The sequence below is a fragment of the Thomasclavelia cocleata genome, assembly GCF_900102365.1.
In the GTDB taxonomy this organism is placed as follows: domain Bacteria; phylum Bacillota_I; class Bacilli_A; order Erysipelotrichales; family Coprobacillaceae; genus Thomasclavelia; species Thomasclavelia cocleata.
Genome location: NZ_FOIN01000041.1, coordinates 1 through 22,942, shown reverse-complemented (window position 1 = coordinate 22,942; position 22,942 = coordinate 1). Strand labels below are relative to the sequence as shown.

28 protein-coding genes and 1 pseudogene are annotated in these 22,942 nt (G+C 25.2%); 11 read left to right on the top strand and 18 right to left on the bottom strand.

The annotated features are described in order from the left end of the window. From BMW96_RS13940 to BMW96_RS11580, 7 genes and pseudogenes are all read right to left on the bottom strand, one after another. A pseudogene (locus BMW96_RS13940) lies at positions 1-200 on the bottom strand (transposase); the annotation flags it as partial. 211 nt (positions 201-411) lie between these two features. After that, positions 412-2,445 (bottom strand): DUF5050 domain-containing protein, encoded by a 2,034-nt coding sequence (locus BMW96_RS11605; RefSeq protein ID WP_092356103.1) that lies wholly within the window; start codon positions 2,443-2,445, stop codon positions 412-414. Beyond that, on the bottom strand, positions 2,442-3,575 hold the full coding sequence (locus BMW96_RS11600; protein ID WP_092356101.1) for a hypothetical protein: 1,134 nt from the start codon (positions 3,573-3,575) through the stop codon (positions 2,442-2,444). Before BMW96_RS11600 ends, BMW96_RS11605 begins: the two co-directional genes overlap by 4 nt. Then, positions 3,568-4,431, bottom strand: coding sequence for an ATP-binding cassette domain-containing protein (locus BMW96_RS11595; protein WP_092356098.1), 864 nt, complete (start codon positions 4,429-4,431; stop codon positions 3,568-3,570). Before BMW96_RS11595 ends, BMW96_RS11600 begins: the two co-directional genes overlap by 8 nt. Next, complete coding sequence (locus BMW96_RS11590; protein ID WP_092356095.1) at positions 4,421-5,617, bottom strand: hypothetical protein; 1,197 nt, start codon at positions 5,615-5,617, stop codon at positions 4,421-4,423. The genes BMW96_RS11595 and BMW96_RS11590 overlap by 11 nt, the downstream gene beginning before the upstream one ends. Continuing rightward, the gene (locus BMW96_RS11585) at positions 5,574-6,464 is read right to left on the bottom strand and encodes a hypothetical protein (RefSeq protein ID WP_092356092.1); all 891 of its coding nucleotides are present in this window, start codon (positions 6,462-6,464) and stop codon (positions 5,574-5,576) included. Before BMW96_RS11585 ends, BMW96_RS11590 begins: the two co-directional genes overlap by 44 nt. A 75-nt stretch (positions 6,465-6,539) precedes the next feature. After that, positions 6,540-6,953, bottom strand: a complete 414-nt coding sequence (locus tag BMW96_RS11580; protein ID WP_092356089.1) for a hypothetical protein — start codon at positions 6,951-6,953, stop codon at positions 6,540-6,542. Between the two features lie 281 nt (positions 6,954-7,234). Between BMW96_RS11580 and BMW96_RS11575 the strand changes: the two genes are divergently transcribed. Further along, positions 7,235-7,570 carry a helix-turn-helix domain-containing protein gene (locus BMW96_RS11575; protein WP_092356086.1) on the top strand — a complete coding sequence of 112 codons (336 nt, stop codon included), beginning with the start codon at positions 7,235-7,237 and terminating at the stop codon, positions 7,568-7,570. Positions 7,571-7,591: 21 nt separating this feature from the next. On the opposite strand, the gene BMW96_RS13935 is transcribed toward BMW96_RS11575, so the two are convergent. Further along, a complete protein-coding gene (locus BMW96_RS13935) occupies positions 7,592-7,726 on the bottom strand; it encodes an AgrD family cyclic lactone autoinducer peptide (RefSeq protein ID WP_143050748.1) in 135 nt (44 codons plus the stop codon). Then, entirely contained in the window at positions 7,689-8,225 is a 537-nt protein-coding gene (locus BMW96_RS11570; protein ID WP_092356083.1) for an accessory gene regulator B family protein, read from the bottom strand. Before BMW96_RS11570 ends, BMW96_RS13935 begins: the two co-directional genes overlap by 38 nt. 139 nt (positions 8,226-8,364) lie before the next feature. On the opposite strand from BMW96_RS11570, the gene BMW96_RS11565 reads away from it, so the two are divergent. From BMW96_RS11565 to BMW96_RS14845, 5 genes are all read left to right on the top strand, one after another. Then, positions 8,365-9,075 (top strand): LytR/AlgR family response regulator transcription factor, encoded by a 711-nt coding sequence (locus BMW96_RS11565; RefSeq protein WP_092356080.1) that lies wholly within the window; start codon positions 8,365-8,367, stop codon positions 9,073-9,075. A gap of 335 nt (positions 9,076-9,410) precedes the next feature. Next, positions 9,411-10,346, top strand: coding sequence for a hypothetical protein (locus BMW96_RS11560; protein WP_143050747.1), 936 nt, complete (start codon positions 9,411-9,413; stop codon positions 10,344-10,346). A 581-nt stretch (positions 10,347-10,927) separates the two neighbouring features. Beyond that, the gene (locus BMW96_RS11555; protein WP_092356074.1) at positions 10,928-11,467 is read left to right on the top strand and encodes a hypothetical protein; all 540 of its coding nucleotides are present in this window, start codon (positions 10,928-10,930) and stop codon (positions 11,465-11,467) included. After that, on the top strand, positions 11,422-11,760 hold the full coding sequence (locus BMW96_RS11550) for a hypothetical protein (protein WP_092356072.1): 339 nt from the start codon (positions 11,422-11,424) through the stop codon (positions 11,758-11,760). The genes BMW96_RS11555 and BMW96_RS11550 overlap by 46 nt, the downstream gene beginning before the upstream one ends. 309 nt (positions 11,761-12,069) lie before the next feature. After that, on the top strand, positions 12,070-12,312 hold the full coding sequence (locus BMW96_RS14845; protein ID WP_092356069.1) for a transposase: 243 nt from the start codon (positions 12,070-12,072) through the stop codon (positions 12,310-12,312). 600 nt (positions 12,313-12,912) lie between these two features. Here BMW96_RS14845 and BMW96_RS11540 read toward each other — a convergent pair. Further along, positions 12,913-13,632, bottom strand: a complete 720-nt coding sequence (locus BMW96_RS11540) for a LytR/AlgR family response regulator transcription factor (protein ID WP_092356067.1) — start codon at positions 13,630-13,632, stop codon at positions 12,913-12,915. A 692-nt stretch (positions 13,633-14,324) separates the two neighbouring features. On the opposite strand from BMW96_RS11540, the gene BMW96_RS11535 reads away from it, so the two are divergent. Continuing rightward, on the top strand, positions 14,325-14,783 hold the full coding sequence (locus BMW96_RS11535; RefSeq protein ID WP_092356064.1) for a hypothetical protein: 459 nt from the start codon (positions 14,325-14,327) through the stop codon (positions 14,781-14,783). A 377-nt stretch (positions 14,784-15,160) separates the two neighbouring features. Here the strand turns inward: BMW96_RS11535 and BMW96_RS11530 are convergent, their stop codons facing one another. After that, entirely contained in the window at positions 15,161-17,425 is a 2,265-nt protein-coding gene (locus tag BMW96_RS11530) for a glycoside hydrolase domain-containing protein (protein ID WP_092356062.1), read from the bottom strand. Positions 17,426-18,087: 662 nt separating this feature from the next. Between BMW96_RS11530 and BMW96_RS11525 the strand changes: the two genes are divergently transcribed. From BMW96_RS11525 to BMW96_RS11510, 4 genes are read left to right on the top strand one after another with little or no spacing between them, the layout of a single operon-like run. Further along, complete coding sequence (locus BMW96_RS11525) at positions 18,088-18,405, top strand: hypothetical protein (protein WP_092356059.1); 318 nt, start codon at positions 18,088-18,090, stop codon at positions 18,403-18,405. Further along, positions 18,392-18,739: a hypothetical protein gene (locus tag BMW96_RS11520; protein WP_092356056.1), complete on the top strand. Its 348-nt coding sequence runs from the start codon at positions 18,392-18,394 to the stop codon at positions 18,737-18,739. Before BMW96_RS11525 ends, BMW96_RS11520 begins: the two co-directional genes overlap by 14 nt. 20 nt (positions 18,740-18,759) lie before the next feature. Continuing rightward, positions 18,760-19,185 carry a phage holin family protein gene (locus tag BMW96_RS11515; protein ID WP_157796022.1) on the top strand — a complete coding sequence of 142 codons (426 nt, stop codon included), beginning with the start codon at positions 18,760-18,762 and terminating at the stop codon, positions 19,183-19,185. Positions 19,186-19,191: 6 nt separating this feature from the next. Continuing rightward, positions 19,192-19,989 carry a glycoside hydrolase family 25 protein gene (locus BMW96_RS11510; protein ID WP_092356050.1) on the top strand — a complete coding sequence of 266 codons (798 nt, stop codon included), beginning with the start codon at positions 19,192-19,194 and terminating at the stop codon, positions 19,987-19,989. A 189-nt stretch (positions 19,990-20,178) separates the two neighbouring features. Here BMW96_RS11510 and BMW96_RS14565 read toward each other — a convergent pair whose 3' ends face one another. From BMW96_RS14565 to BMW96_RS11490, 7 genes are all read right to left on the bottom strand, one after another. Then, a complete protein-coding gene (locus BMW96_RS14565; protein WP_244881318.1) occupies positions 20,179-20,610 on the bottom strand; it encodes a CHAP domain-containing protein in 432 nt (143 codons plus the stop codon). Between the two features lie 14 nt (positions 20,611-20,624). Continuing rightward, positions 20,625-20,945 carry a lysozyme family protein gene (locus BMW96_RS14560; protein WP_244881317.1) on the bottom strand — a complete coding sequence of 107 codons (321 nt, stop codon included), beginning with the start codon at positions 20,943-20,945 and terminating at the stop codon, positions 20,625-20,627. A gap of 27 nt (positions 20,946-20,972) precedes the next feature. After that, positions 20,973-21,110, bottom strand: coding sequence for a hypothetical protein (locus tag BMW96_RS14555; protein ID WP_228762325.1), 138 nt, complete (start codon positions 21,108-21,110; stop codon positions 20,973-20,975). A 48-nt stretch (positions 21,111-21,158) separates the two neighbouring features. After that, complete coding sequence (locus BMW96_RS14550) at positions 21,159-21,797, bottom strand: hypothetical protein (RefSeq protein ID WP_244881316.1); 639 nt, start codon at positions 21,795-21,797, stop codon at positions 21,159-21,161. Continuing rightward, positions 21,794-22,084, bottom strand: a complete 291-nt coding sequence (locus tag BMW96_RS14545) for a DUF6075 family protein (protein ID WP_228762328.1) — start codon at positions 22,082-22,084, stop codon at positions 21,794-21,796. Before BMW96_RS14545 ends, BMW96_RS14550 begins: the two co-directional genes overlap by 4 nt. A gap of 43 nt (positions 22,085-22,127) precedes the next feature. Beyond that, positions 22,128-22,625, bottom strand: coding sequence for a ParA family protein (locus tag BMW96_RS11495; protein ID WP_244881315.1), 498 nt, complete (start codon positions 22,623-22,625; stop codon positions 22,128-22,130). A gap of 79 nt (positions 22,626-22,704) precedes the next feature. Continuing rightward, positions 22,705-22,942: transposase domain-containing protein (locus tag BMW96_RS11490; RefSeq protein WP_218139425.1), on the bottom strand; the 238-nt coding region annotated here is incomplete at its 5' end.

Below are 22,942 nucleotides of genomic sequence, written 5' to 3'. Positions count from 1 at the left end.
ATTCCCTTATCATATCCCTTTCTACCCCGGTGACTGACATTTTTAATATATTTAGAACAGTTCACTCCTTCCATCACCTTTAAGAAAGAAACAACCTCATCATCTGGATCAATAATTGTTCCAATATTCATTGGCAAAGATACCTGAATTGCGTTATAATGAGTAATGTAATTAGATTGTGAAAAAGTCGTTGTTTCCATGATCTAATTATACCAAAAAAGACAATATTTCTCAGCAACTCACTGAGATATTGTCTTTTTTGTTTTGGAACTTAACTATTTTATTTCGTTACAGCCCCTATTCACATCATGTGTTAAAGATATTTATTTTGAAACGACAAAATACTATCTAATGATTAGGAATAGGATAATGGATAGAAATTTTGTTATCAATTTCATTTTTTATTTACATCTAATATGTTTTTTTGTAATCTATTCTTATCGAATGATCTTTTTCTTCATAATAAGAATAATAAAAGTTATTTTCTTCTACTATAAAAGAATACACCTTATAATTTACTAACTCCACCTTATTATTGTTTACGATATCATAACAGTATGGCAATAAAGAACTTTCTTCAACGTAATAACACTGTTCATTATTAACATAAAAATATAGTATATTTACATCTATAATTTTTTTATGATTCTTTTTATTATATTCGTAAATATATCCACTTTTTAATTCTCTATAATATACTTTTCCATTATCAATGCAAAATGATGTTACTAACTCATCAAATAAAATTTCATCTTTTTTACTTGAAATATGATATTTATGCAATTGGTAATAACTGTCTAAATAATATATATTATCATATTGTATTGAATATACTGTTGGTATAATACTATTTTTTATTAATATCTGTTTTTTATTAGTTTGCAGATCAATAAACTCTATCTTATTTTTATAAAAAAGCAATATAGTGTTTCCGTCACAAAAAATAGAATCAGGAATTTCAATCTTAATATCTTCTAGAGAAGTTGTATATCGCATAATATCTCTAAAAATATTATCAATATTTACTGCATTCACTTTAAAAAGTTCTACACTTTCAAAAGTATCTAAGTTTAATTTTCTTATCTCGTAACTATTATTACTTAATGAGAGGTAATAATAGGAATTTTTGTAATAATTGCCATTAACAATTGTTCCATTTACAAAAGGATCACGTTCTATCAAGAACTCTTCATTGTTTTTAGTATTTATAAACTTTTCATTTTCTATATCAAAAATATAATTATCCCCTTTTTCAAAATGCGAAAACGGCAATGAATTATATCTTACATCTTTTAAAAGCTCTTTATGGGTACATCCGCTAATAAATATACTAAAACAAATACAAATTATTAGTATTTTATTTACTTTTAAATTGGATTTTCTTCTCCTTGTTTCTAAAAAAATGTTAATAAAAACAAATAAAAAGAATGTACAGATTATATAAAGATATTCTTTATTATTAAAAGCCTTAAATATAACATTATTATCACTTAGAATTGTACCTTTAAAATAATTGATTGGTTCATTTAATCCTATTAGTGGATTAAATGACAATATACGTGATGAGAAAATCATATATGGCAAAATAATCAATATAAAATTAAAAACAAAATTGTACAAACTGTTTTTAATATATCTACAAAGGTGTACTAAAAAGTGGGTAGTAAGAAATATCCATATTATTTTTAATACTATAACTACTATATAAAGTTGTAAAAAACTTAAATTCCACTTTGTATTGCCAATAATGCTAGAAGTTGAAATATTTGTTGATAAATTACTTATACCATATATTAATAAAATATATATATATCGAAAAGTTTCCACACCTATAAAAGCGAGTGTTGCAAGTAACACAGCAATGATAAACCTAACAAGCCAAATATTTCTATTACCATTTTTTGTTGTACTAATCACAACATCCATTCCAGATTCTATATCACGTAAATAAATTGTTATTACTAGTATGATCATGAATAAGTACAGTACAAAATCAAACTGTCCATTAACTAAAACCGTCAGTCCATTAACATCAATAAATTCAACATTACCTATTTTCTTTACGTATTCATATTGTTTTTTTACATTATTAAATAATTCAACTTGATTTTCGATATCAGCCTTAGATTTTAAAGTTGATTTAAATTTTTCTAATGATATTTTATCTTCTTTATAATCTTTAATAGCATTTTGATTATTTATCTCATTGCTTTTTATTTCTAAATCTTTTTTAGTAATAAAATCATCTTTTTCGATAGTCAATGGACCCTCTAGAAATTTGTATGTATCTAAATAATCTTCATGTTGCTCATAAATTTGCTGATTTGGCACTTTCATAGTAACACATTGAAAAACAGTTCCAAATAGAATAAATATGATTAGTGTTGCAAGTATTCTCTCTTTAATTAATATTCTATTTAATTCTACTATAAATATTTGCTTCATAACTTTACTCTTCTTTCAAAGAACTTTAAAATAATTAAACTAAATATTGAAACCATTATAATAATGAAAATAATTTGTATTATTGGTATATTAACAATAACATTTAAAAATGTAATTAATTTGCCTGTTTGAAAAATTATTTTTGATTGAAGCAAAGCAATAGGAAAATAAAAATAGTATTCTAGATTTAATAAACAAAAAATTAATAGCACTGATATTCCTACTAAAATAAAACTCTTTTTTATAAACTTTGATAAAATAATTATAATAAGAGCAAAAAAATAAATAATCAAAATCTTATAAATGGTATCGATTAAAAGATACCCTATAATAGTAACATTACTGTATGTGAAATTAAAATATGGCAAGCTATATAATGGATTTAGAAACCCTTCTACATAATTAAATTGTTTAAATATCATATAGTCTATTAGTCTAAAAAATATCACTGAAAAAAATATTATAAAAAAAACTGATAATAATTTTCCTTTTGTATATTGCTTATAATATTTTTTTGTTGTTCCAATTAACAACACCATTTCATTTTTTCTATCAATCGTATATAACTGTATAACACAAGTTATAACTAATAAAATAATTAATATAGTCGAAAAATTATAATCAAGGTATGCTTCCATTCCTCTAGTATTATAATATTTCGATATCACACGATTGCTCATTCGATCTTTTAGTTCTTCGTATACTGCTTTGCTTGATTTCTGCTTTGCATTTGAAATATTTTCTTCTATAATATTTAATTTTTCTGATATTGATTTGTTATATAATACAGCAGCATACATCTCATTATATATATCTTGAAAGACACTCATATCTCCATAAACATAACCTGTGTAGGTATTATCATCAACTTCCTTACTGTTATATTTATTTTCATTAACAAGATTGGTCATCTTTTCTAAGTTTTTTGTAATAAAAGATATTTTATCATTAGTTATAGTTCCTTTTACATGATTATAAATACTAGAATATCCTCGTTCATAGATTACATCACTTGTTTGATTATAATTTACTGCAATATTTATTGCATTAGCAAATAATAAAATCAATAACAGTACTAAAGTACTTTTAGTAAATATTTTTTTAATTTCAAATCGTATAGTCCTAAACATTTGATTCGTCATAATACAACATATATATATCTTCAAGTTTTGGTTTACAAAAAGTACCAATTTTTTTATTAGCCAATATTCTAACTATAATTTTATCATCATGTCTTTTTAAATTAATAACATTGTGTTTTTTAATATATTTATCCAATTCAATTTCCTCTACTGTAATTTCCTGAACTTTATTTTTTAGTTCATTTATAACCTTAGCAGGTGTATTTTGGTTAATTATTTCACCATCTTTCATAAAAATAATCCAATCTGCAATATATTCAATATCAGAAATTATGTGTGTTGAAAAAATTATAATACGATCCTTTGATAATCTAGATAAAATATTTCTGAACCTTATCCTTTCTTTAGGGTCTAATCCTGCAGTAGGCTCATCTAATATTAATAATTTAGGATTATTTATAAGAGCTTGTGCTACCCCAAGACGTTGTCTCATCCCACCTGAAAAAGTACTAATTTTATTATTTTTTACCCTCTCTAAATTGACTAACTCTAGTAATTCCTTAACTTTTTCTTTTGTGTCAACTGAATTAATTCCTTTTAATGAGCAGATATAACTCATAAATTCATTAGCTGTAAAATGTTTATAAAACTTTGGATATTGGGGTAAATATCCTACAAGATTATAAAATTCATCAGACGCAAATTTAATGTCATTATCACATATTATTTCACCAGCTGTCATTGGAAGAATCCCTAATAAAACATGTAAAAAAGTAGTTTTTCCAACTCCGTTAGGTCCAATTAATCCATATATACCATTATTCAACTCAAGATTAATATTTTTAAGAATAAAATCTCCTTTTTTAGTATATTTTTTATCTAGATTACTAACTCTAATTTTCATGTCCGATTTTTACTTCCTTTATACTTTGTGATAATTTATGTTCTATTTCATTATAAGTTTGATAATATAATATTAAACTATCTTTATCACTCCTATAAACACCTTTAAATCTTGCTGCTCCATCTTCTATTTGAATCTGTGAAATATCAATATCATAAAGTTTTTGATCAATTCCAAATTTTAAGATATAGGAATCTTTACTGTTATTTAAATCATAACCAACTTCAACAAAACAATTTTCACCACACATAAAAAATTCTAAATTTTCGTTACTCATATTTGTTGAAAAAATATTTTCTGTACTAGTATTTAAATCAACTATTACTGTATTATCTTTTTTTGAATTTTCTGATTGATAACCATCACGATAATGAACTAGCATTTTACCATTACACGAAGCTACATCTATATTTTCTCTATATTTAAAATCACTACTATTATTTTCTAAATCAATTGTTCCATATATTGTCTTAGACTCACTATTTAGATCTAATGATAAAAAACTATCCCCTATAAAACCCAATTTTTTTCCATCAGATGAATAAAAAATTTCTTTAATTGAAAGAATTTGTTTAGGTAACGTTTGATTGATTGTTAAAATTATTTTTTCATTATTTAAATCTATACTATTTTCACATACATATAAAATCCGACTATTGTTTATATCTTTTTTTATATATGCTACTTTCGTTAATGTAGGATTTGATATTATCGTTAAACAGTTAAGTGTCCCCACATCTACTTTATTTAATAGGTTTAAATCATAATCATAACATTTTAAACCAGGAGTACCATCATCAATATAAAAATAATTTGAATAACTGACTAATTTAGTTGTACTAGTATATTTATCAATTGTAACTTCTTTATTTAAAGCGTATGTATTAATATCATAATCTCTTAAAAAAGCCAGTGTCTCTACATCCTCAGTATTAGCATAATAAGCAACTATCAATGAATCTTTGTTTGTTACCATTCCACCAATTGCATAGTTATCAACTAAAATCGATGAAATATCTTTTTTTTCTACTTCACCTGTTTCTTCTTTATTATTTACTTCCAACTCTTTTTTATTTTGTTTTTTTTCTTGATTATGACATCCTATAAATACAAACAAACAAGCTAATAAAACTAATTTAGCTTTATCCTTCCACAAGAAACCTTTTTGATTGTGTAACATATGCATTGGAATCCTCTCCTTTTTTTATAAGAATAATAAAATAATTTTTTGTATCTTGATTTATTTTTAAATTAACCTTTGTAAAAAAATCTTTTTTTAATGTCACATAACCTAAACTAGCAGGTTCCATATTATTAAATTCAATAACTTCATATTCAGATTCTGGACCGCATAATTGTAGTAATATTTCTTTATTTGCAGTTAAAGTATCCATTTTTTCTATACCATCTTGAAAAATTTTAATTTCACTGTCATTATCTAAAATAGAAAAAATTTTATTATTTTCATTTAAAACATATGAGTCAATTTCATCATTGGTCATTTGTAACAAATCACTTTTTAAATAATTGTTAACTTTATTTCCACCATCTGTGTTAAAATGTATTTTTTTTACTGCTAACTGATTCATTGAATGTTGATTCGTATATTCTTTTAGGGAATTGATTTTTTTTTCTGGTTCTAAAATAGTAAAAATATTTAAATTATAAATATCGTTTGTTTTTCCTATATTTGGTAGAAAATTTAATTCAATTGATTTTGTCTCATCATTTTTAATATTTATTACATGTGACAGAGAAAGTGATTCTCCTATCTTATACTCCTGTAATATACCATTAACTGCAATATATAATCCCAGATTTAATTCTTTCCCTGTATTTTCTATTCTATAATTCAATTTGATCGGATTACCATCATATTCTATTACATCATCTAATTCTTCCAAGCCATGCGAAAACTCATATAATGTCTCAATATTTTTATTGAATTCATCAATATTAATTTTATTATTTTTTTTTGTTTGAACACAACCCGTCAAAAATATTATAATTATAAATAATTTAATAACTTTCATATGTATCTTTCTCCTAGATATCATTTAATAGAAAGTCAAAATTGATTAAAATAAACCAACTTTGACTTTAAATAATTAAGCTACAGTATTTACTAAATAGATTACTGTTGAAGTTGTATGAATAGTCTCGTGTGTTGAATAAAATGCATATTTTTTATCATAGTGTTTAGTAGTACTATGCTTTAGCGAGTATCCAGCGCCATTTCCTGAATCTGTTCTCTCTCCAACCCAGATTGTTTCTCCAGTTGAATTTAATTTAAGAACTCCCTTAGTATATAATTTATTAACTAATCCAGTTGATTCTGTAGAAGCCTGAACCTCGGTATATCCAGCCCATTTATCAGCATAACTTTGAGCAACTAATTCACCTACATCATTTCTTTTTCTTTTGTTAATTGTACCCTGAGCATTTACTATATTAAATTGTGAAAAAATAGTAACAAAGCAAAGAGATAGTACAATTAAATTTTTCGTTTTGTTCATTTTCATAATAATTTCCCTTTCATGTTTATTTGATATGCATATCTTAAATACAATTTACCAATTTATTCTAAATTTGTCGTTAATTCTTGCATCAAATAGACTTTTTTATACACCAAATTAATAAATAATAACAATTAAAATTAAAATTATAAAGTTTATTACAAAATAATTGGTCCATCATAAAAAATATACAATTATATTGTATTAACATCATTATAATATAATATAATTGTATTTTCCAAGAAAAGAACAAAATAATTATATAATTATTTTGTTGGAGGTAATTTATGAATATTCTTGGCGAACGAATACAATTTATGAGAGATGAATTTTCACTAACTCAAGCTCAGCTTGCTGATAAACTTGGCATAACAAAAGGGATGCTAGCTTCATATGAGCAAGGCAGAGCTAGACCAAATGATTTGATGCTAACTAAGATTTGCAAATTTTTCAACGTCATCCCAGAATACTTTCTTAATCTCACTAATGAACCATTGCCACTTGAAAAAGATGATAATTATACGATTGTTATTCCTAAAAAATTACAGGATATAGATGGCATCAAAAATGAGATTAAATTATTTATTGAATATCTTGAATTTAAAAACAATAAACTTAAATAGTCGTCTAAAATATTTAATAGATCATTTTTTATATTTCATTGTCTTTGGCCTTTTTGGTTCATACATCCATATCCATGTATTTGGAGAATCCGCTAATCTAGCGGCAAAATAAGAAATATTAAATATTCCTCTTTTTAAAAATAATACAGCTGCCATGGCATTTTCCTCCTATTATTAATATATTGCTTATGAGTAGAGTTAAAAAAGAGAAAATTATAAAGCCTTCATAAAGTATACTTAAAATAAATATATATGTAGCTTCAAAAATAACGTATCCTTTCTTTTTTTCTACCGATGCCCAATACTCTATAAATAGTAAAATAGGCAGACAGGATAAACAAAATTTTATTGGAATAATATTTGCTAGATATGTTGCACACACAAGCATTATATTTGATGTAATTACGCACCCAAAAAACGTTTTACAATGATAACCTTTATGAAGTAAACGAATAGGTATAAAGGTAATCGAAAACAACAGCAACTCAAATATCTTATTTGAAAAAAAAATAGCTACAAATAAAGATAACAACAAAGTTGCTAAAGTTGATATAATTGCTTGTACTCCATACGAAATTATTGCTATATTAGAACCTGAAGCCTCATTTTCAGGTATTACCGATCTAGCAATTTTTAAAGATAAATTTTCAATCATATATTTCCTCCTATTACACTATTATAGAGCGATTTTATTTTAGCACACACCGAATACTTTTTTATACACTTGTGAATTTTTGCAATTATATGGGAAAATTTATTATCAAAATAATTTTAGAAGGGAGAGCAAACAATTTATGAAAAAGTATAATATTATATTTTGTGATGATGATAAAGAATTTTTAGATCTCATAAGTTTAAATTTTATTTCTAGTTTTAACAATATTGAATTTAATATCTATAAATTCCTATCTTTGGAACAATTAACTGAATTTGTTACAAATAAACAAGTTGATGTTCTATTTTTAGATTACAATTTTAAAAAAGAAAACTCTTTCGATTACCTTGAAAAACACAACATAAATAATACAACTAAATTAATCATAGTATCTTCATTTGAAAATATTATTTACGATAGTTTTAAGTATGATATTTTTTGGTTTATACGAAAAAGTAAACTGGATATCGATTTAAAAAATTTAATTAGTCATTTAATAAGCGTGTTAAATGATGAAAATAATGATGTTATTTTCAAAGACAGTAACAAAAAATTAGTACTTAATAAAGATAAGATTAGAATTATTGAAACACACAGTAAAAATAATTTAGTAATTCATGAAGATAAACAATATATAATTAGGGCAACCTTTAAATCAATAAAAGATATTTTTATGAATGATTGTGACTATATAATGCCCACATATGGAAAATTTATAAACTGCAAATATATAAAATTTTTTAACTATTCAGATTCTACTATTGAAATGATAGATAGTACATTAATTCCTATCAGCAGAGCCTATAAAAAAGAATCTGAAAAAAAATATGGTGAGTATTTGTGCAAATAGCAACTTATTTCTTTTCTATAGTAGCTCTGTTGATGGATAACTATTTTATTATTAACATGCTCGATTTACTAAATGATGTAAAATGTAATTCTAAAGTCAATAAATTATTTATTATTTTATTGAGTGTAATTTCACATGTTATAAATTACCTGTTAAATAAGAATATTATTTCTATTATTGTATTGATAATTATCCTGTTAGTATATTGTATAAATGTAAATCAAATTAACATTAAAAACACTTTATTGTCGATTAGTATAGTTATCGCAAATATATTAATTTTTAACAGCATCTTTATTTTTGCTGGAACATTATTCACGTTATCAGCATCAAATATGTTTTTTGATGATACATACACCTTTGTTTCAACAATGATAGTTTTCTTCAATAAACTCATATTAGTAATTGAATATTTTTTTATAAAAGGCAACAAAGATAAAAAAATTAATATTCCTGATCGTGCTGTACTATATTTTCTTTTTATAGAGATATTACAAATAATCATCATCTTAGTATTTGCAAATAATTATGTTTTATTTAATAAAGGAGAATACTATTTAGTTGGCGGGATTGTATTTTTTTGTATTGAAAATATACTTCTATATAAAATAGCTGCTTTATTATCAGTATATTTTGATACCTCAATAAAAAAACAACTTTACATTGATGCCATCAAACATGAAAAAGAGATAATTGACACTGTACGCAAAAGATATAACTTTATCAATAGATGGAATCATGATCTAAAAAACATTCTATTATCGATTAAATCGCAAACAATTTATGATAAACAAAATTTGAATAATTCCTTAGTTAAACTTGAAGAACTTATAGAAAAGATAGATACAGAGAATAAATATGTATTAGTTAACAATAATACAATTAACTATATTTTGAATAGCAAGATAGAGAAAATAAAAAAATTTGGTATTAATATCAAGGTCATAATAAATGGCAAAATCCCCGAAAATATAGACGAGTTAGATATAAGTATGTTGTTAACCTCAATATTAGAAAATGCTTTACTTATAGCACGCGAGTATTCAAGCGATATATTTGATTTTATTATACAGGTTAATAAAGAAAAAAATCAATTTCTAATAAAAACTATCAATTATTGTAATGAAAATAGTATTAATAAAAAAGAAATAAACAAATTACGAAATTATGAAATTTCAAAGCTAAATAAGTTATGTAGTAATAATAACAGAATGTTTTATCAATCTAATCATGATAATGAGATTATAACAGTTATCTTAGTAAATTTATAAAACAATACTAATGCTAATCATAATTGCAAAAATTGCTTAATTAATAATATTTATTTAACTAGAATACTATAAACAATTACATCCTCACCCCTTGCATCATTCAAATTTCCCTTTTGATATACAGACATTACTGTTCAACTCACTTTATATTAATTGGAACAATAGAAATAATATAATAATTACACCATTTAAACAAAAGCCAATTTAGAAACAGATTAAATTAAGTAATTAATAAAATATTATAATAATCCAATATACCTTTATCACAATCTCTAAATCATTAATTATTTGTTTTATACTTATCACATCAATAACAACTTGTCTTTCATTTGTAATTTTACCCTATTAAATTATCCTAATTTAATTACAAAAAACAAAGTATAAAAAATATAAAAATATTAATTCTATCAGATTAATCATATTTTACTTTCATATAACTGAGCATTATAAAAAAAGGTAATATTAATATTATAAATAGTGTGTTATACAATAATCAAAAAATCTAATTAGAAAATGGGAGAAATATTAATGGAAAAAATAATAATTCTATTCTTATGTCTAATTACAGTTAATATAACGGGATGCAGCAATTCTCAAGAAAAAAAGAAGACAATAATCAAAATCAAACATCTCAAACAGAAAAAATTACAAAACCTGATTTTCTTGACAAAGACCCTTATTTTTTTAATACCGCATTTAGCAAAGATAAAGAGGGAAATCTTTATTTTGTTTACACAGAAAATGTTTATAAACTGAAAAAAGATGGCAATATTGAAACTTTATTAAACTTTAAAGATATGGATATACATATTACAAATACTAAATACTATCATGGCTATCTTTTTATGTGTGTTTATCTTTCAAATGATTCTGCATATAATACTGGTATATTAAGAATGAATCTTAAAACTAAGGAACTTAAAATGTTTGATACACCTAATATCCATCCTTTTTCAATGCTAATTGATGATAAAAAAATATACCTAGATATCAGTGATGCTGATTGGACAACTAGATATACAGCCTTTGATCTCAATAGTGATACTGGAGAATTAAGTAATTACAGACTAATCGAATGGAATGGAATGATTACCCAGTATTTATTCAAAATGACTATTTAAAAAATAAATATTCAGAATATTATGATAATATCAAAAGTACAAAAGTAAATTATGATAATGATACAATTTATGAGTATGACTCAGTAGGTATTGAAAAAACTAATTTGAAAACATACGAAAGAGAATTATATTATTTAAGTGATATTTATGGAATAACAAGTTTATTAGATGTATCTTATGAAGTATTAGATATCATTGATGATCGTATTTATTTAATAGGAGGTGCTAGCGTTACTAGCTATGATAAGAATTTTGGAGATATGCAGTTTATAATTGATAATAGAAATAATTAAAGTTATGAAACTAAGATAAATATTAAGATTATATCTTTATAAAAATAAATTATACAAAAAAGACAGTATAAGAAATTAGATATTTAAATTTTTACAGGGTAGCCCCCTTATTCCACAATTGAACGGGGTCTCTTTTTTTATTCCATACTTTTTAGGGGAATACTTTTCTTACGTTTTTACCCCGTTATTTTTTTAATTAAAAATCCTTTCATGTTATGATGGTTTTGCAGAAACAACCAAAACATTGAAAGGAGTGTGAGTTTTAACTCATGAATTATGATACTATAAATTTACTTGGTTTACAACCTGATGATTCGTGATGAACCATATAAATCCCTTATTGATGAACTTTACTCAAAGGAATGGGTTGTCTATTCAAAAAAGCCTTTTGGAAACAATCAGGCAGTCTTAAATTATATTGGAAGATATTCCCATAGAGTCGCTATCTCCAATTCAAGAATCCTGAATTATGATCAAAACAATCATACATTCAGATACAAAGACTATAAGGACAATTCCAAACAAAAAGAGATGACTCTTTGGTGCATGTGAATTCCTTAGAAGATTTATGCAACATATACTGCCATCCCGTTTTATAAAGATTTGACATTATGGTTTCATGTCCAATAGTAACCGAAAGACTAAAATTCCATTATGTCGAACATTACTGAATCAGCCCACTCCAAGGTCTGATTCAGATAGCGGTGACCAAAAGGTTCAGCCAGCGTGCTAATGCCCAAAGTGTCACGGGAAACTGATATTAAAATATAGAGTTCCTCACAAAAATTCTATATTTCCTTTATTGGATTCATCCTGATCAACTCCACAATAGAATACCACTTCATTTAGGGAGGGGGTCACCATGTCCATTTTACCACTAAGGTGCTCAAGATTAACAGTATTTATTTAAAATATTTTGATTATTGATACTGGAACAGCTGTTCTTACAAAAAAAGCCATCATAAGAATTACATACGTTTTAGTACAATGGAACTTAATTCAAATTTTTATTATTGGATTGCCTACTATCCTGTATTGGATATAATTGGAAATCCCTTTTTTGTTTCCAAAAAATTTGTTTAAGTTTATAATTTATTATACCTATTACGAAATTGGACTTTCGCTACTGTTCAAATTTAAAAATATGCATAATTAAGTATCAAATTTAAAATAAATTATTTTTTTATATTGTTCTATAAAACTTTTTTTATATTTTTCACTAATTGGCAAATATTCGTTATTTGATAATAGAATATCACTACTGCCTACAGACTTAACTTGACTTAAATTAACCGCATAAGAACGTTGAATTTGAATAAGCGTCTTATTACTATACAACTTTAAAAAGTTCGAAAATGAACTTTTATATATTATTTCCTGATCAACTGTCACTATTCTAACTTCTCTTAACACGGCTTCTACATATAGTATTTCATTAATATGTATTTTAGTAGTTCTTCCATTAATACGCAACTCTAAAATTTTCATATGTCTATCAATAAAATTTCTTAATTGTATGCTCATATTTTCAAAATCTTTGTCAAAACAGCTTTTCCTAATAAAGAAAAAAGGTAATGCCATAAATGTATCAAATACTAAACTATTAATATTTGAAATAAAAATAATCAGTAAATTTGAATTCTCCTTTTTTAATTTAGTTGCTATTTCTATACCATTATGACTTTTTAAACAGATATCTAAAAATATAATTTGAGCATTCTTGTAATTTTCATAGTTATTAAAATCTTCACTCACTAATTTTATTTCATAATCATAAAATATATTATTAAAATATAATTCTATATGTTTTTTTATTAATTGTTGATAATCTAGTTCATCCTCAACAATTAATATTTTAAATTGAAAACTCAAATAACCTTCACTCCTTTTATAAACCTCTAATACATAATAAAATTGTAATAATACTAAAATGCTTACTAATTATTTTATAATATAATTCACTGTAAAAATATACAATTTTTCACATATAAGTGCATAAAATCACAATTTATTTTTATTTCTACTATAAAAAAGACACTATCAATACACAGTTTAGCTAACAATAATACAATTCATTATATTTTGAACAGCAAAATAGAGAAAATTTGATATTGATATTAAAGTTATAATAAATCTCAAAATTCCTGAAAATATAGATAAGTTAGATATTAGTATGTTGTTAACCTCAATATTAGAAAATACCTTTACTTATAGCACATGGGTATTCAATTAACATGTTTGATTTTATTACATAGAATAATAAAGAAAAAATTCAATTATTAATAATAAACTATTAACTATTATAATGAAAATAATATCAACACCAAAAAAGTTAACATATTACAAAATTATAAAGTCTCAAAGCTAAATAAGTTATGCAGTAATAATAGATTGTTTTATCAGTCTTATCAAAAAATAAGATTATAACTGTTATCTTAATAAATTCATGAAAATAAATCGAATATTAATTATAATTTATACAAGTTCCTTAACTAGAATTAATTTGACTAAGTTATTATAAAAAGTTATAATCTATACATATTTTCATATGGTGGAGGAAAACAATGCGAACTATAGAAGTTAAAATGCACTACACATTTTTAGGATTCTTTAAATTTTTTTATTACTTTGGATGGAAATACTTATTTGTCCCACACTTTATAATTATGTATATATTGAGCTTTTTTATTGATAGTTTAGCTTTTTTTATTCGAAACGGAATAGCCCATTTAATCGCATATTTTATTTTAGCTACTTTTTGTATATTATTTTTTCTTCTATTTCTATCAAGCATATTTTATATAAAATTACATGGTCATAAAAACCATACTTATATATTTGATGAAGAAAAAATAACTCACATATATGATGAAGTGAAAAAATATTATTACTATAAACAATTTAAAAAAGTATACCCTTTAAAGAGGTATATGTATTTTAAAAAAATTGCACGTTTTTATATCACTACTGATAAACTTTCAGAAAATGAAAAAAAATATATTATTACTTGCATAAATAAGTAAATATAAATATATAAAAATTTGAATCTAAATTTTTAACAAACTTTATTAAAATAATATTCCAAAAGCTAATAAACAATGAGAAATTACAGTTTCTCAAATTAATTTTAAAGTTTAAAAAGGTATTTGAAATCCCTACAAAGAGATTTTAATACCTTTTTTATATTTCCATCTCTTATATAATTAAAAGATTTTAATATTTTTCAGTTTTTGAGATATTAATAATATATTTTACAAAAGTATAATAACATGATGTTTTTTATGGACAAATCAAACAAAAGATGTCCTTTTAATAGCTTTGTAGCACAAAAAAGAATCCCCTTACTCGATAAATGAGCAAAGAGATCTATTCCATAAAATACAAATATCACTTATATTTATTATATAATACACATTGCAGCTAAACAAAGTATTCCAATAAATATAGTAGCACTAACAGCGAGAGTCTCTACAACTGTTTCATCCGTGAACACATCTATTATAACTGTACTTAAATTACCAATATAATCAGGAGCTTCATTTAATAAATCATCTAATGCACCAAGCGTTGCCATAATTACTGCCGTAACAGGTCCAGGTTGAGTTTGAATTTCAGTGATTCTTTCTGCGACGAAACTATTTGTATTTTTTAATTTATAAAATTCATAGATGACTTTTACTCCGAAAGTAAATGTTGTATCATCGATTATTTCCTTAAATTCAATACCATATTGGAGTTCAAGATTCCCGCTTAAATTTAGAGTCAGTCCTGTATAAACATCTCCATTTTTAACTTCTACAGCAGTTTTTGATGCAAGTGCAGTAATATCATTCATACGTTGACTTGAAAAAATATTTAATGATTGTAACGCATCTTGTAGATTATCTTGCCAATTGATACTGCCTTTTCCACTTTCCAAATCAAAGTTAATAGCGCCAACCTTTTTCAAAAATTTAGAACTATCACTTTCAAACCCACTATTAAACTGAAGCCAAATACATAATCCGTCTGGTTTGAATGAATTACCATAAATCAATGTCCGTTTTCCATCAAAATTTATATTACTTAAATCGGCACTGCTTCCTAATGGCAAAGAATTAACGAAATCAATAGCTCTACTTCTCTGTAATTTTCTTTTTTTAGTTATAAAATCCAATACTTCTTCAAAAGTATTAGGTAAAGCATTTATAGCTCCCTCTCCAGTATAACGTCCAGAATAAGCAACTTTATCTAAATCAAATGTACCATTTATATATGAAAATTTATATTCATTAAATTGATCAAATGCCCAATTATTAGGAATTTTATATCCTAAATTACCGCTATACCCTCGTGACATATCTGCTACAAAACTACTTGAGGCATATCCGTAGTTAGAAATACATGTACAGATATATCTAGATGCATAAATACCAATTCTAAAGTTTTTCATATTAATACTTCTAGCAAAGTATTTTTTTATTTCTTTAAAATATGGAACGACCTTTTTTAGCATTTGATCATATGTAAAATCATAGTCAACTGCGAAATAGATAATAGTTTTTTCTTTAAATCCTAAGTTATTTGCCGCAGCAACTGCTTTTTCAGCATCAATTTTACCTTGATTTGCATTAAAATATGTACTACTTGCACCACCATCTTGATAAATTGTAAACACACGTAATCCGACTCTAAAAATTTCATTAAGCTCTGCTCTTGTTAATGCCTTTGAAGTAGTTGATCCAACAGTTCCTGTTAAATAACGGCCAACGTGTGTATAACCTGCATTTTTTAAGGCAAGTGCTTTATCGAAATCTAGAATGGTTGCACAATCACACGCTTTTGCACTTCTACTTGTATCTCCTGAACTTGATAATAAACCCATAATAATTAATTTGCCACACACATTTGCTGTTCTATTTAAACTATAAAAACTAGCAAATTGTTCAATTGCATTTTCCATCGCATCATCATATGTATTGTTTAATGTAATATTTTCACCATAACCATTACAAATTAGTGCATACTTAACAATTTTAATAATTTTATTTGATGTACCTTTACTATATTCTTTAATACTTGAAGTAGTTGTAGGACCAAACGTCCCAGTAGCTGAGGCTTTTGGAATCCCAAATTCCTTTTGCAAAGCATAAATTAATGCTTTATTTAATTCACGTCCATATAATCCATCACATGGAACAATCCTATAATAATCATAGTAGTCATAGTTAATTGCTTGTTGAACAGAACGAATTTTATCGGTTCCATTTCTAAGTAGAGTAAATGCATTCATATCAAGCAATCCCCTCATAATATCTTTATTCATATTACCAGATGCTGTTGGAAATCCCATATCACTTTTTAATTTTTTCACAGCAGTATATGTAGCATTTCCATAAATACCATCTAACCCTCCTGGATTGTATCCTTTACACCATAATCCACCTTGTACTATATATACTAAATTTCCTGTTGCTCCTTGATTAATATTTGGACATAGTGAATATGTTTTATCTCCAAAATTGTTACTAGTTTCTGTAATGTTTTCTTCAATTTGTAACGCTCTTCTTAAAGCGTAAATTGTATTCCATCCAGTTAAACCATCCTCTGTAATACGATTAAATCTTTTATCATTTCCATATGTTGAATTAAGCCATTTTTGTGTTGCTAAAACCATTGCATCCATTTTAATTTCTCCTTGTATAATATATTTTGTAGTATAAACCGGTTTTGACTACACATATATCATAACAACTATAAAATTGAACTTTCGCTACTATTAAATATTGAATGTATTTTAATAGTTTATTCTTTAATTCATAACTTTTAAATTTTTATATACCTGTCAATAAAATCAGTTGACTATATATTTTTCACAATTATTTTGCCTTAACAAATCTAAATTTATAAAATACTAAATCGTTAATATTTGAAATAAAATCAATAAATTTTAATTTACCTGTTATTTCCAAACGATTACAATTTCATAAATAGTTATCTAAAAATATAGTCTAATTCCTAACAAAAATATACAATTTTTCACATATAAACGCAGAAAATCACATTTTATTTTTTCTTACTTTTACTGTCGTAAAATTTTTCTGACAGAGCTTTATTATACTTAAATTTAAAAATCTTTTGCAGCCAATAGTATATAGCTTTGTAAGTTACTAAACTATTGTAATAATTTTAAAATGATTATTAAAAAAGGGAGGGATAAATAAATTTAATAATTTAAATACCAATTTTTAATAAGACTGAGCTGATAAATTGAGCTCAGTTTTTTTAATAAATGGTTGCGAAAGTCCAGTCACACAATCTATTAAAATAAAAACGAGGTAAGAAATTATGAATAAATTAAAATATGTTGAATTACAGGTTAAATTTGCAATACAATTAAAAACATTTTTTGAACAAGATATTGAATTAAATGAAAAGAACTATTTTTATTACATCAATAAGGAAAATTTCAAATTTTTGAAAAGTATGTTAAATATTTTTAATGATGATGAGTTAAAATTTTTAACAACATATTTCAATAGTGATTTATCTTTAGATGAGAAACTTTCAAAGCTTGGAATAAAAAAAAGGAGAAAATATTATTACACTTATGATAAGTTAATTAATAAAGTTTTAAAGGAGGCTAAAGAAAATGGGATTTTATAAAATACCGAGCTCTGAAAAAAATAACATTGAAATTATAAAATCATATATTATGCTTTATCCTTATTGGAAAGACATATATTTAAAAAATAATGATTTAAAAGAACAATCCTTACAATTATTGAACCTAATTTTTGTAGAAAATTTTTTTAAAGATAAAAGTAATAAAAATATTATTGTAAATTGCCTCATGTTAAAAAATAATAAAGGATTAGAATATGTAGCTTATTCAATGTATTATTCTGAAAGTGGTTTAAGAAATAAAATAAATATTATTTTAAGGGATATAAATTTAAAAATTCAAAAACTAACTTTTCTTAAATTTCATGATGATTAACCTCAAGTATGGAGGAAAATATGAAAAAAAAATTATTTAAAGTCTGCTTAATTTTAGTATTCTTATTAATTTTATTTAATGTTTTTATCAGTAAGGATGATTTAGTTATTTTTTTAACAAGTACAATAATTATTGATTATATTATGGGTGTATACATAGCTTATTTTCTAAAAAAATCAAATAATTCCCCTGATGGTTCTCTAAACTCAAAAGCAGGATATTTAGGAATTATGAAAAAGGTTAGTATTTTGATTATGGTATGGATTGGATATGAAATCGATATAAATTTTAGTTTAGATATATGTAAAAATATGATTACAATTGGATATCTGATAAATGAAATCATCAGTATAAATGAAAATTTAGCAATAATTGGATTAAAAAAAAATACTGCAATTAAAAAAATCATAACTATTTTAGAAAATTTATTAAAGGAGGATCAATAGATAATCATGTTAAAAGGTGTAGATATTTCAAAGCATAATGGCAATATTGACTTTGAAAACTTAAAAAATAATGTTGATTTTATTATTATTAGATGTGCATATCGCGGAATTAATAATAGAAAAATATTTACGGATGAAAAATTTAAGAATAATATAAAAGAAGCAAATCGTCTAAACATTCCTGTTGGATTATACATATATTCAACTGCTAAAACTACTGATGAAGCAATAGAAGAAGCTGAATTTTGTATAACACTTGCAAAAGCATATAAAATAAATTATCCAATTTCTATTGATGTTGAGGATAATAAAAATCAAGGAAATCTTTCCAAAAACCAACTTTCAAATATAATTAAATTTTTTTGTGATACTATTGAAAAAAATAATTACTATGCAATGTATTATTGTAATAAAGATTGGTATCTTAATAAACTAAATCATGATATTTTAAAACCATACGATAAATGGATTGCCCAATGGAATAAAGAAAAATGCGATATTGTATGTGGAATATGGCAATACAGTGATAAAGGAAAAGTCGATGGGATAAATGGTCCAGTAGATTTAAACTACTCATTTAAGGATTATTGTAAAATTATTAATCCAATTATACCAAATGTTGAAAGAAGTATCACTATAGGTACTGAAGTTTCATTTAATAAATGTTATATATCTAGTGATTCAGACAATCCATTAAAACCTCTTTATGGTCATGGTAAAATAACCAAAATTCTAAATAATAAAAAAAATCCTTATCTAATTAATGAAAATGATTGCTGGATACGAAAAGACGATATTTTATAGTACTCCTCAAAATTAACAAACATCAAAAATACATTAATATGATAGTAAAGCTAAATAGAAAGAAATAAGTATTTTCTTTCTATTTAATTTTTACACCAAATTTTTGTTTGTATCATTTTATTATCAGTTAAATATTTTTTATTTCTTATCCAAAAATATGCAATCCTAATTTTTTAACTTTTGATTACTTTAATTAATCTGACTATATCCAAAAATAACTTTACTTTTTAAAAGATAGTTATTTCTTTTAACTTGATTACTGGAATTACCTTCAATAGTGTAAATAATATTATTTTCTACCCTCTCAATAATTCCTACGTGATCAGATATACCATCCTGTTGCCAGTCAAAGAAAATTAAATCACCAGTTTTAGGTATGTGATTTTTATCTTTCCATTGCCCTTTATCTTGATAATATTGAATACCATCTTTAACTACTGAAAATTTTGGAATGGATATATCTAAATCTCCTGATTGATACGCACACCAAGATATGAAACAGGCGCACCATTCAACTCGACTACTATAACCATACCAACTCCAGTAAGGAATTCCACCTTGATTTCCTACTTGCGATAATGCAACATTGACTAATTTGCTATTACTTGTTCCTAAACTCACAAATTGATAATACCTCATAACATGTGGAACATACTCAGGATCTCCATAACTGTTCCAGCCATGCTCACACGTGCTTGTTCATCTACAAACATTTTAGCATTTCCTTGTGAATAAGCTCCAAAGTTTTTTATTGCCCATTCAATATAACCATTACCAAAATTATATCCTTGCATTGCTAGACTTAATAGAGGAATATCTAGTGGATCAGTACAGTTTGCTCTTTTCAGACAGTCTGCAAAGTTTTGAACACCTACTTGAATTGAATACTCTGGCTCGGTAATAGCATTTAGTGTATTTGGAAATCTTGTATTAAAAGAACACTCTGAGGACTGCATTGGATCACTTCCTTTACCACCGCTTTCCTACATCATGATTGCCTGTAACGCATTAACAAAATGAGGTATTTCATACTCATCTGCATACTTTTGAATGACTGGAATATATTCAATAACTTCCGGTGATAACTGATTACCACTGCCTGTACTGGAACTTCCAGTCATAAAGATTCCACCAATCAGGGCAATCAGTAATATAATAAGAATTGCAATTCAGCCAACTGAACAAAGAAAAGCAAGTGCTGTCCTTGTTGTATCAATTATTCTTTTAACAGCACCAACTCCCTTTTTTGATACTGCCCATGATTTACGACCTATTGTTTTTACTATATGACAAGATTCCTTTGATACTTGAGTAGATTTAATTGCTGACTGCTTAGCTAATTGTTGAGAAGTTTTGATGGTTGTTTTAGAAGTATTTTTGATTGCTATGCCACTGCTCTTTGTATTCTTGATATTTGATTTAGATGCTTTGATATCTTTTTTTGTTTTACTGTCTGAAGTTTTGATATTTTTTTGAGCATGTTCTTTTGTCTTTATTTTATTAGAAGACTCATTTGTTTTATTATCTATATAGGCTTTTTTACGTTTTCTTCTTTCTTTAACAAGCCTGTATCCTTTTTGAGTTTGGATCTTTGTTTCTATACCAGCCTTATTAATAAAGTGATCAGCATTTTCATTGACTTTACTAATAGCATAATCATGAGGACCAGCGTGTTGAGATTGTGTATTTTCTTCAATTTTATCTTTTGTTTTTGCAGATATATCACGAATACATTCCCCAGCAATTAGAACCTTATCAATTGATTTAACATCTTTGATGATATCTCTCGTTTTAATTGATTTGCTCATCTTTCTTTACCTGTATTTTTTCGATAAGGCTGTTCTTTACAGTATTCAGGATATCTGATTTTAACTGCTTCAAAAAAATATGGAGCATATTCACAAGCGAACAATTCTGAAGGTGTACTTTCATTTTCATAGCCATCTTGTGCATAGCCGTTCCATAAATTAAAGGCTAATCTTGTTGTTAGATCAGAACCGCTGGTTTGCCATGGTTGATTTAGTCCATTAATGATAATGGAATCATCTTTTTTATTATATAACTCATCAATATGATATCGACAGTCTTTGTCTATTCCAAGTGTATAGAAAAGTGAAAGGTGATACGTATCATTGTTTTTACACTTCTAATTGAGGGTTAATATCTTTTTTAGTTTTTAAAATGGATGATACTAAATCTTTTGTTCCCGCAGTAGATAAATATTCCGATTGAGTAGGAATAATCACACTTTGATTTTTTAACGGTGTAATAACATCTTTTAAGACTGTTTCCTTATCCTCTAAATTTGCCAAAGTTAATTCGATTGTAGCTAGACGATTATTGGTAGGAATAAAATCAAATCCTTCTTTATGATGAAGTATATCATCATAATTACACTGATCATTTACAATTACTTCAAGCATCATATTTGCTATAGTTTTATTTAACTCATTGGTATTATACCCAAGTGCTTTTCCAGAATCACCTTGAGGGTCAAAATCTACAAGTAATACTTTTTTTCGTTTCAAGTTTAACGCACTTGCTAAATTTATAGATGTTGTTGTTTTACCAACACCTCCTCTTTGATTTGCGATAGCAATTATTTTTCTATGTGTCATATGCTGAGTAAGCGTCAAATAACATACACCTTAAAAACACCATTATTTAGTTTATAATAATGGTGTAATAGTTATTGAGCACTAAAAGATCATATTTCTATGATTTCTTAGGATTATATAATTCTTTTGGTAGTTCTGCCCACGGCATTACTGATTCTAATAATTTTTCGTCATTCATGTCCTTACCAGGTAAGATGCTTAAAATATAATTAAAGTAATCATACGGTTTTAGATTATTTAGTTTTGCTGACTCAACAAGGCTGTAGATATAAGAACTGGAATCTGCACCCTTTACTGTATTCATGAACAGCCAGTTGTTTCTTCCGATTGTAAAC

Excerpts from the sequence above, each read along its gene's own strand:
- BMW96_RS11520 (WP_092356056.1), top strand. The coding sequence starts at position 18,392 with ATGGGATTTTATAAAATACCGAGCTCTGAAAAAAATAACATTGAAATT.
- BMW96_RS11515 (WP_157796022.1), top strand. The coding sequence starts at position 18,760 with ATGAAAAAAAAATTATTTAAAGTCTGCTTAATTTTAGTATTCTTATTA.
- BMW96_RS14560 (WP_244881317.1), bottom strand. The coding sequence starts at position 20,945 with ATGCAGTCCTCAGAGTGTTCTTTTAATACAAGATTTCCAAATACACTA.
- BMW96_RS11585 (WP_092356092.1), bottom strand. The coding sequence starts at position 6,464 with ATGAAAGTTATTAAATTATTTATAATTATAATATTTTTGACGGGTTGT.
- BMW96_RS14550 (WP_244881316.1), bottom strand. The coding sequence starts at position 21,797 with ATGAGCAAATCAATTAAAACGAGAGATATCATCAAAGATGTTAAATCA.
- BMW96_RS11575 (WP_092356086.1), top strand. The coding sequence starts at position 7,235 with ATGAATATTCTTGGCGAACGAATACAATTTATGAGAGATGAATTTTCA.
- BMW96_RS11600 (WP_092356101.1), bottom strand. The coding sequence starts at position 3,575 with ATGTTTAGGACTATACGATTTGAAATTAAAAAAATATTTACTAAAAGT.
- BMW96_RS13935 (WP_143050748.1), bottom strand. The coding sequence starts at position 7,726 with ATGGCAGCTGTATTATTTTTAAAAAGAGGAATATTTAATATTTCTTAT.
- BMW96_RS11560 (WP_143050747.1), top strand. The coding sequence starts at position 9,411 with ATGTTTTTTGATGATACATACACCTTTGTTTCAACAATGATAGTTTTC.
- BMW96_RS11580 (WP_092356089.1), bottom strand. The coding sequence starts at position 6,953 with ATGAAAATGAACAAAACGAAAAATTTAATTGTACTATCTCTTTGCTTT.
- BMW96_RS11535 (WP_092356064.1), top strand. The coding sequence starts at position 14,325 with ATGCGAACTATAGAAGTTAAAATGCACTACACATTTTTAGGATTCTTT.
- BMW96_RS11525 (WP_092356059.1), top strand. The coding sequence starts at position 18,088 with ATGAATAAATTAAAATATGTTGAATTACAGGTTAAATTTGCAATACAA.
- BMW96_RS11555 (WP_092356074.1), top strand. The coding sequence starts at position 10,928 with ATGCAGCAATTCTCAAGAAAAAAAGAAGACAATAATCAAAATCAAACA.
- BMW96_RS14555 (WP_228762325.1), bottom strand. The coding sequence starts at position 21,110 with ATGACTGGAAGTTCCAGTACAGGCAGTGGTAATCAGTTATCACCGGAA.
- BMW96_RS11570 (WP_092356083.1), bottom strand. The coding sequence starts at position 8,225 with ATGATTGAAAATTTATCTTTAAAAATTGCTAGATCGGTAATACCTGAA.
- BMW96_RS11510 (WP_092356050.1), top strand. The coding sequence starts at position 19,192 with ATGTTAAAAGGTGTAGATATTTCAAAGCATAATGGCAATATTGACTTT.
- BMW96_RS11605 (WP_092356103.1), bottom strand. The coding sequence starts at position 2,445 with ATGAAGCAAATATTTATAGTAGAATTAAATAGAATATTAATTAAAGAG.
- BMW96_RS11530 (WP_092356062.1), bottom strand. The coding sequence starts at position 17,425 with ATGGATGCAATGGTTTTAGCAACACAAAAATGGCTTAATTCAACATAT.
- BMW96_RS11565 (WP_092356080.1), top strand. The coding sequence starts at position 8,365 with ATGAAAAAGTATAATATTATATTTTGTGATGATGATAAAGAATTTTTA.
- BMW96_RS11595 (WP_092356098.1), bottom strand. The coding sequence starts at position 4,431 with ATGAAAATTAGAGTTAGTAATCTAGATAAAAAATATACTAAAAAAGGA.
- BMW96_RS11550 (WP_092356072.1), top strand. The coding sequence starts at position 11,422 with ATGGAATGGAATGATTACCCAGTATTTATTCAAAATGACTATTTAAAA.
- BMW96_RS11590 (WP_092356095.1), bottom strand. The coding sequence starts at position 5,617 with ATGCATATGTTACACAATCAAAAAGGTTTCTTGTGGAAGGATAAAGCT.
- BMW96_RS14845 (WP_092356069.1), top strand. The coding sequence starts at position 12,070 with ATGATTCGTGATGAACCATATAAATCCCTTATTGATGAACTTTACTCA.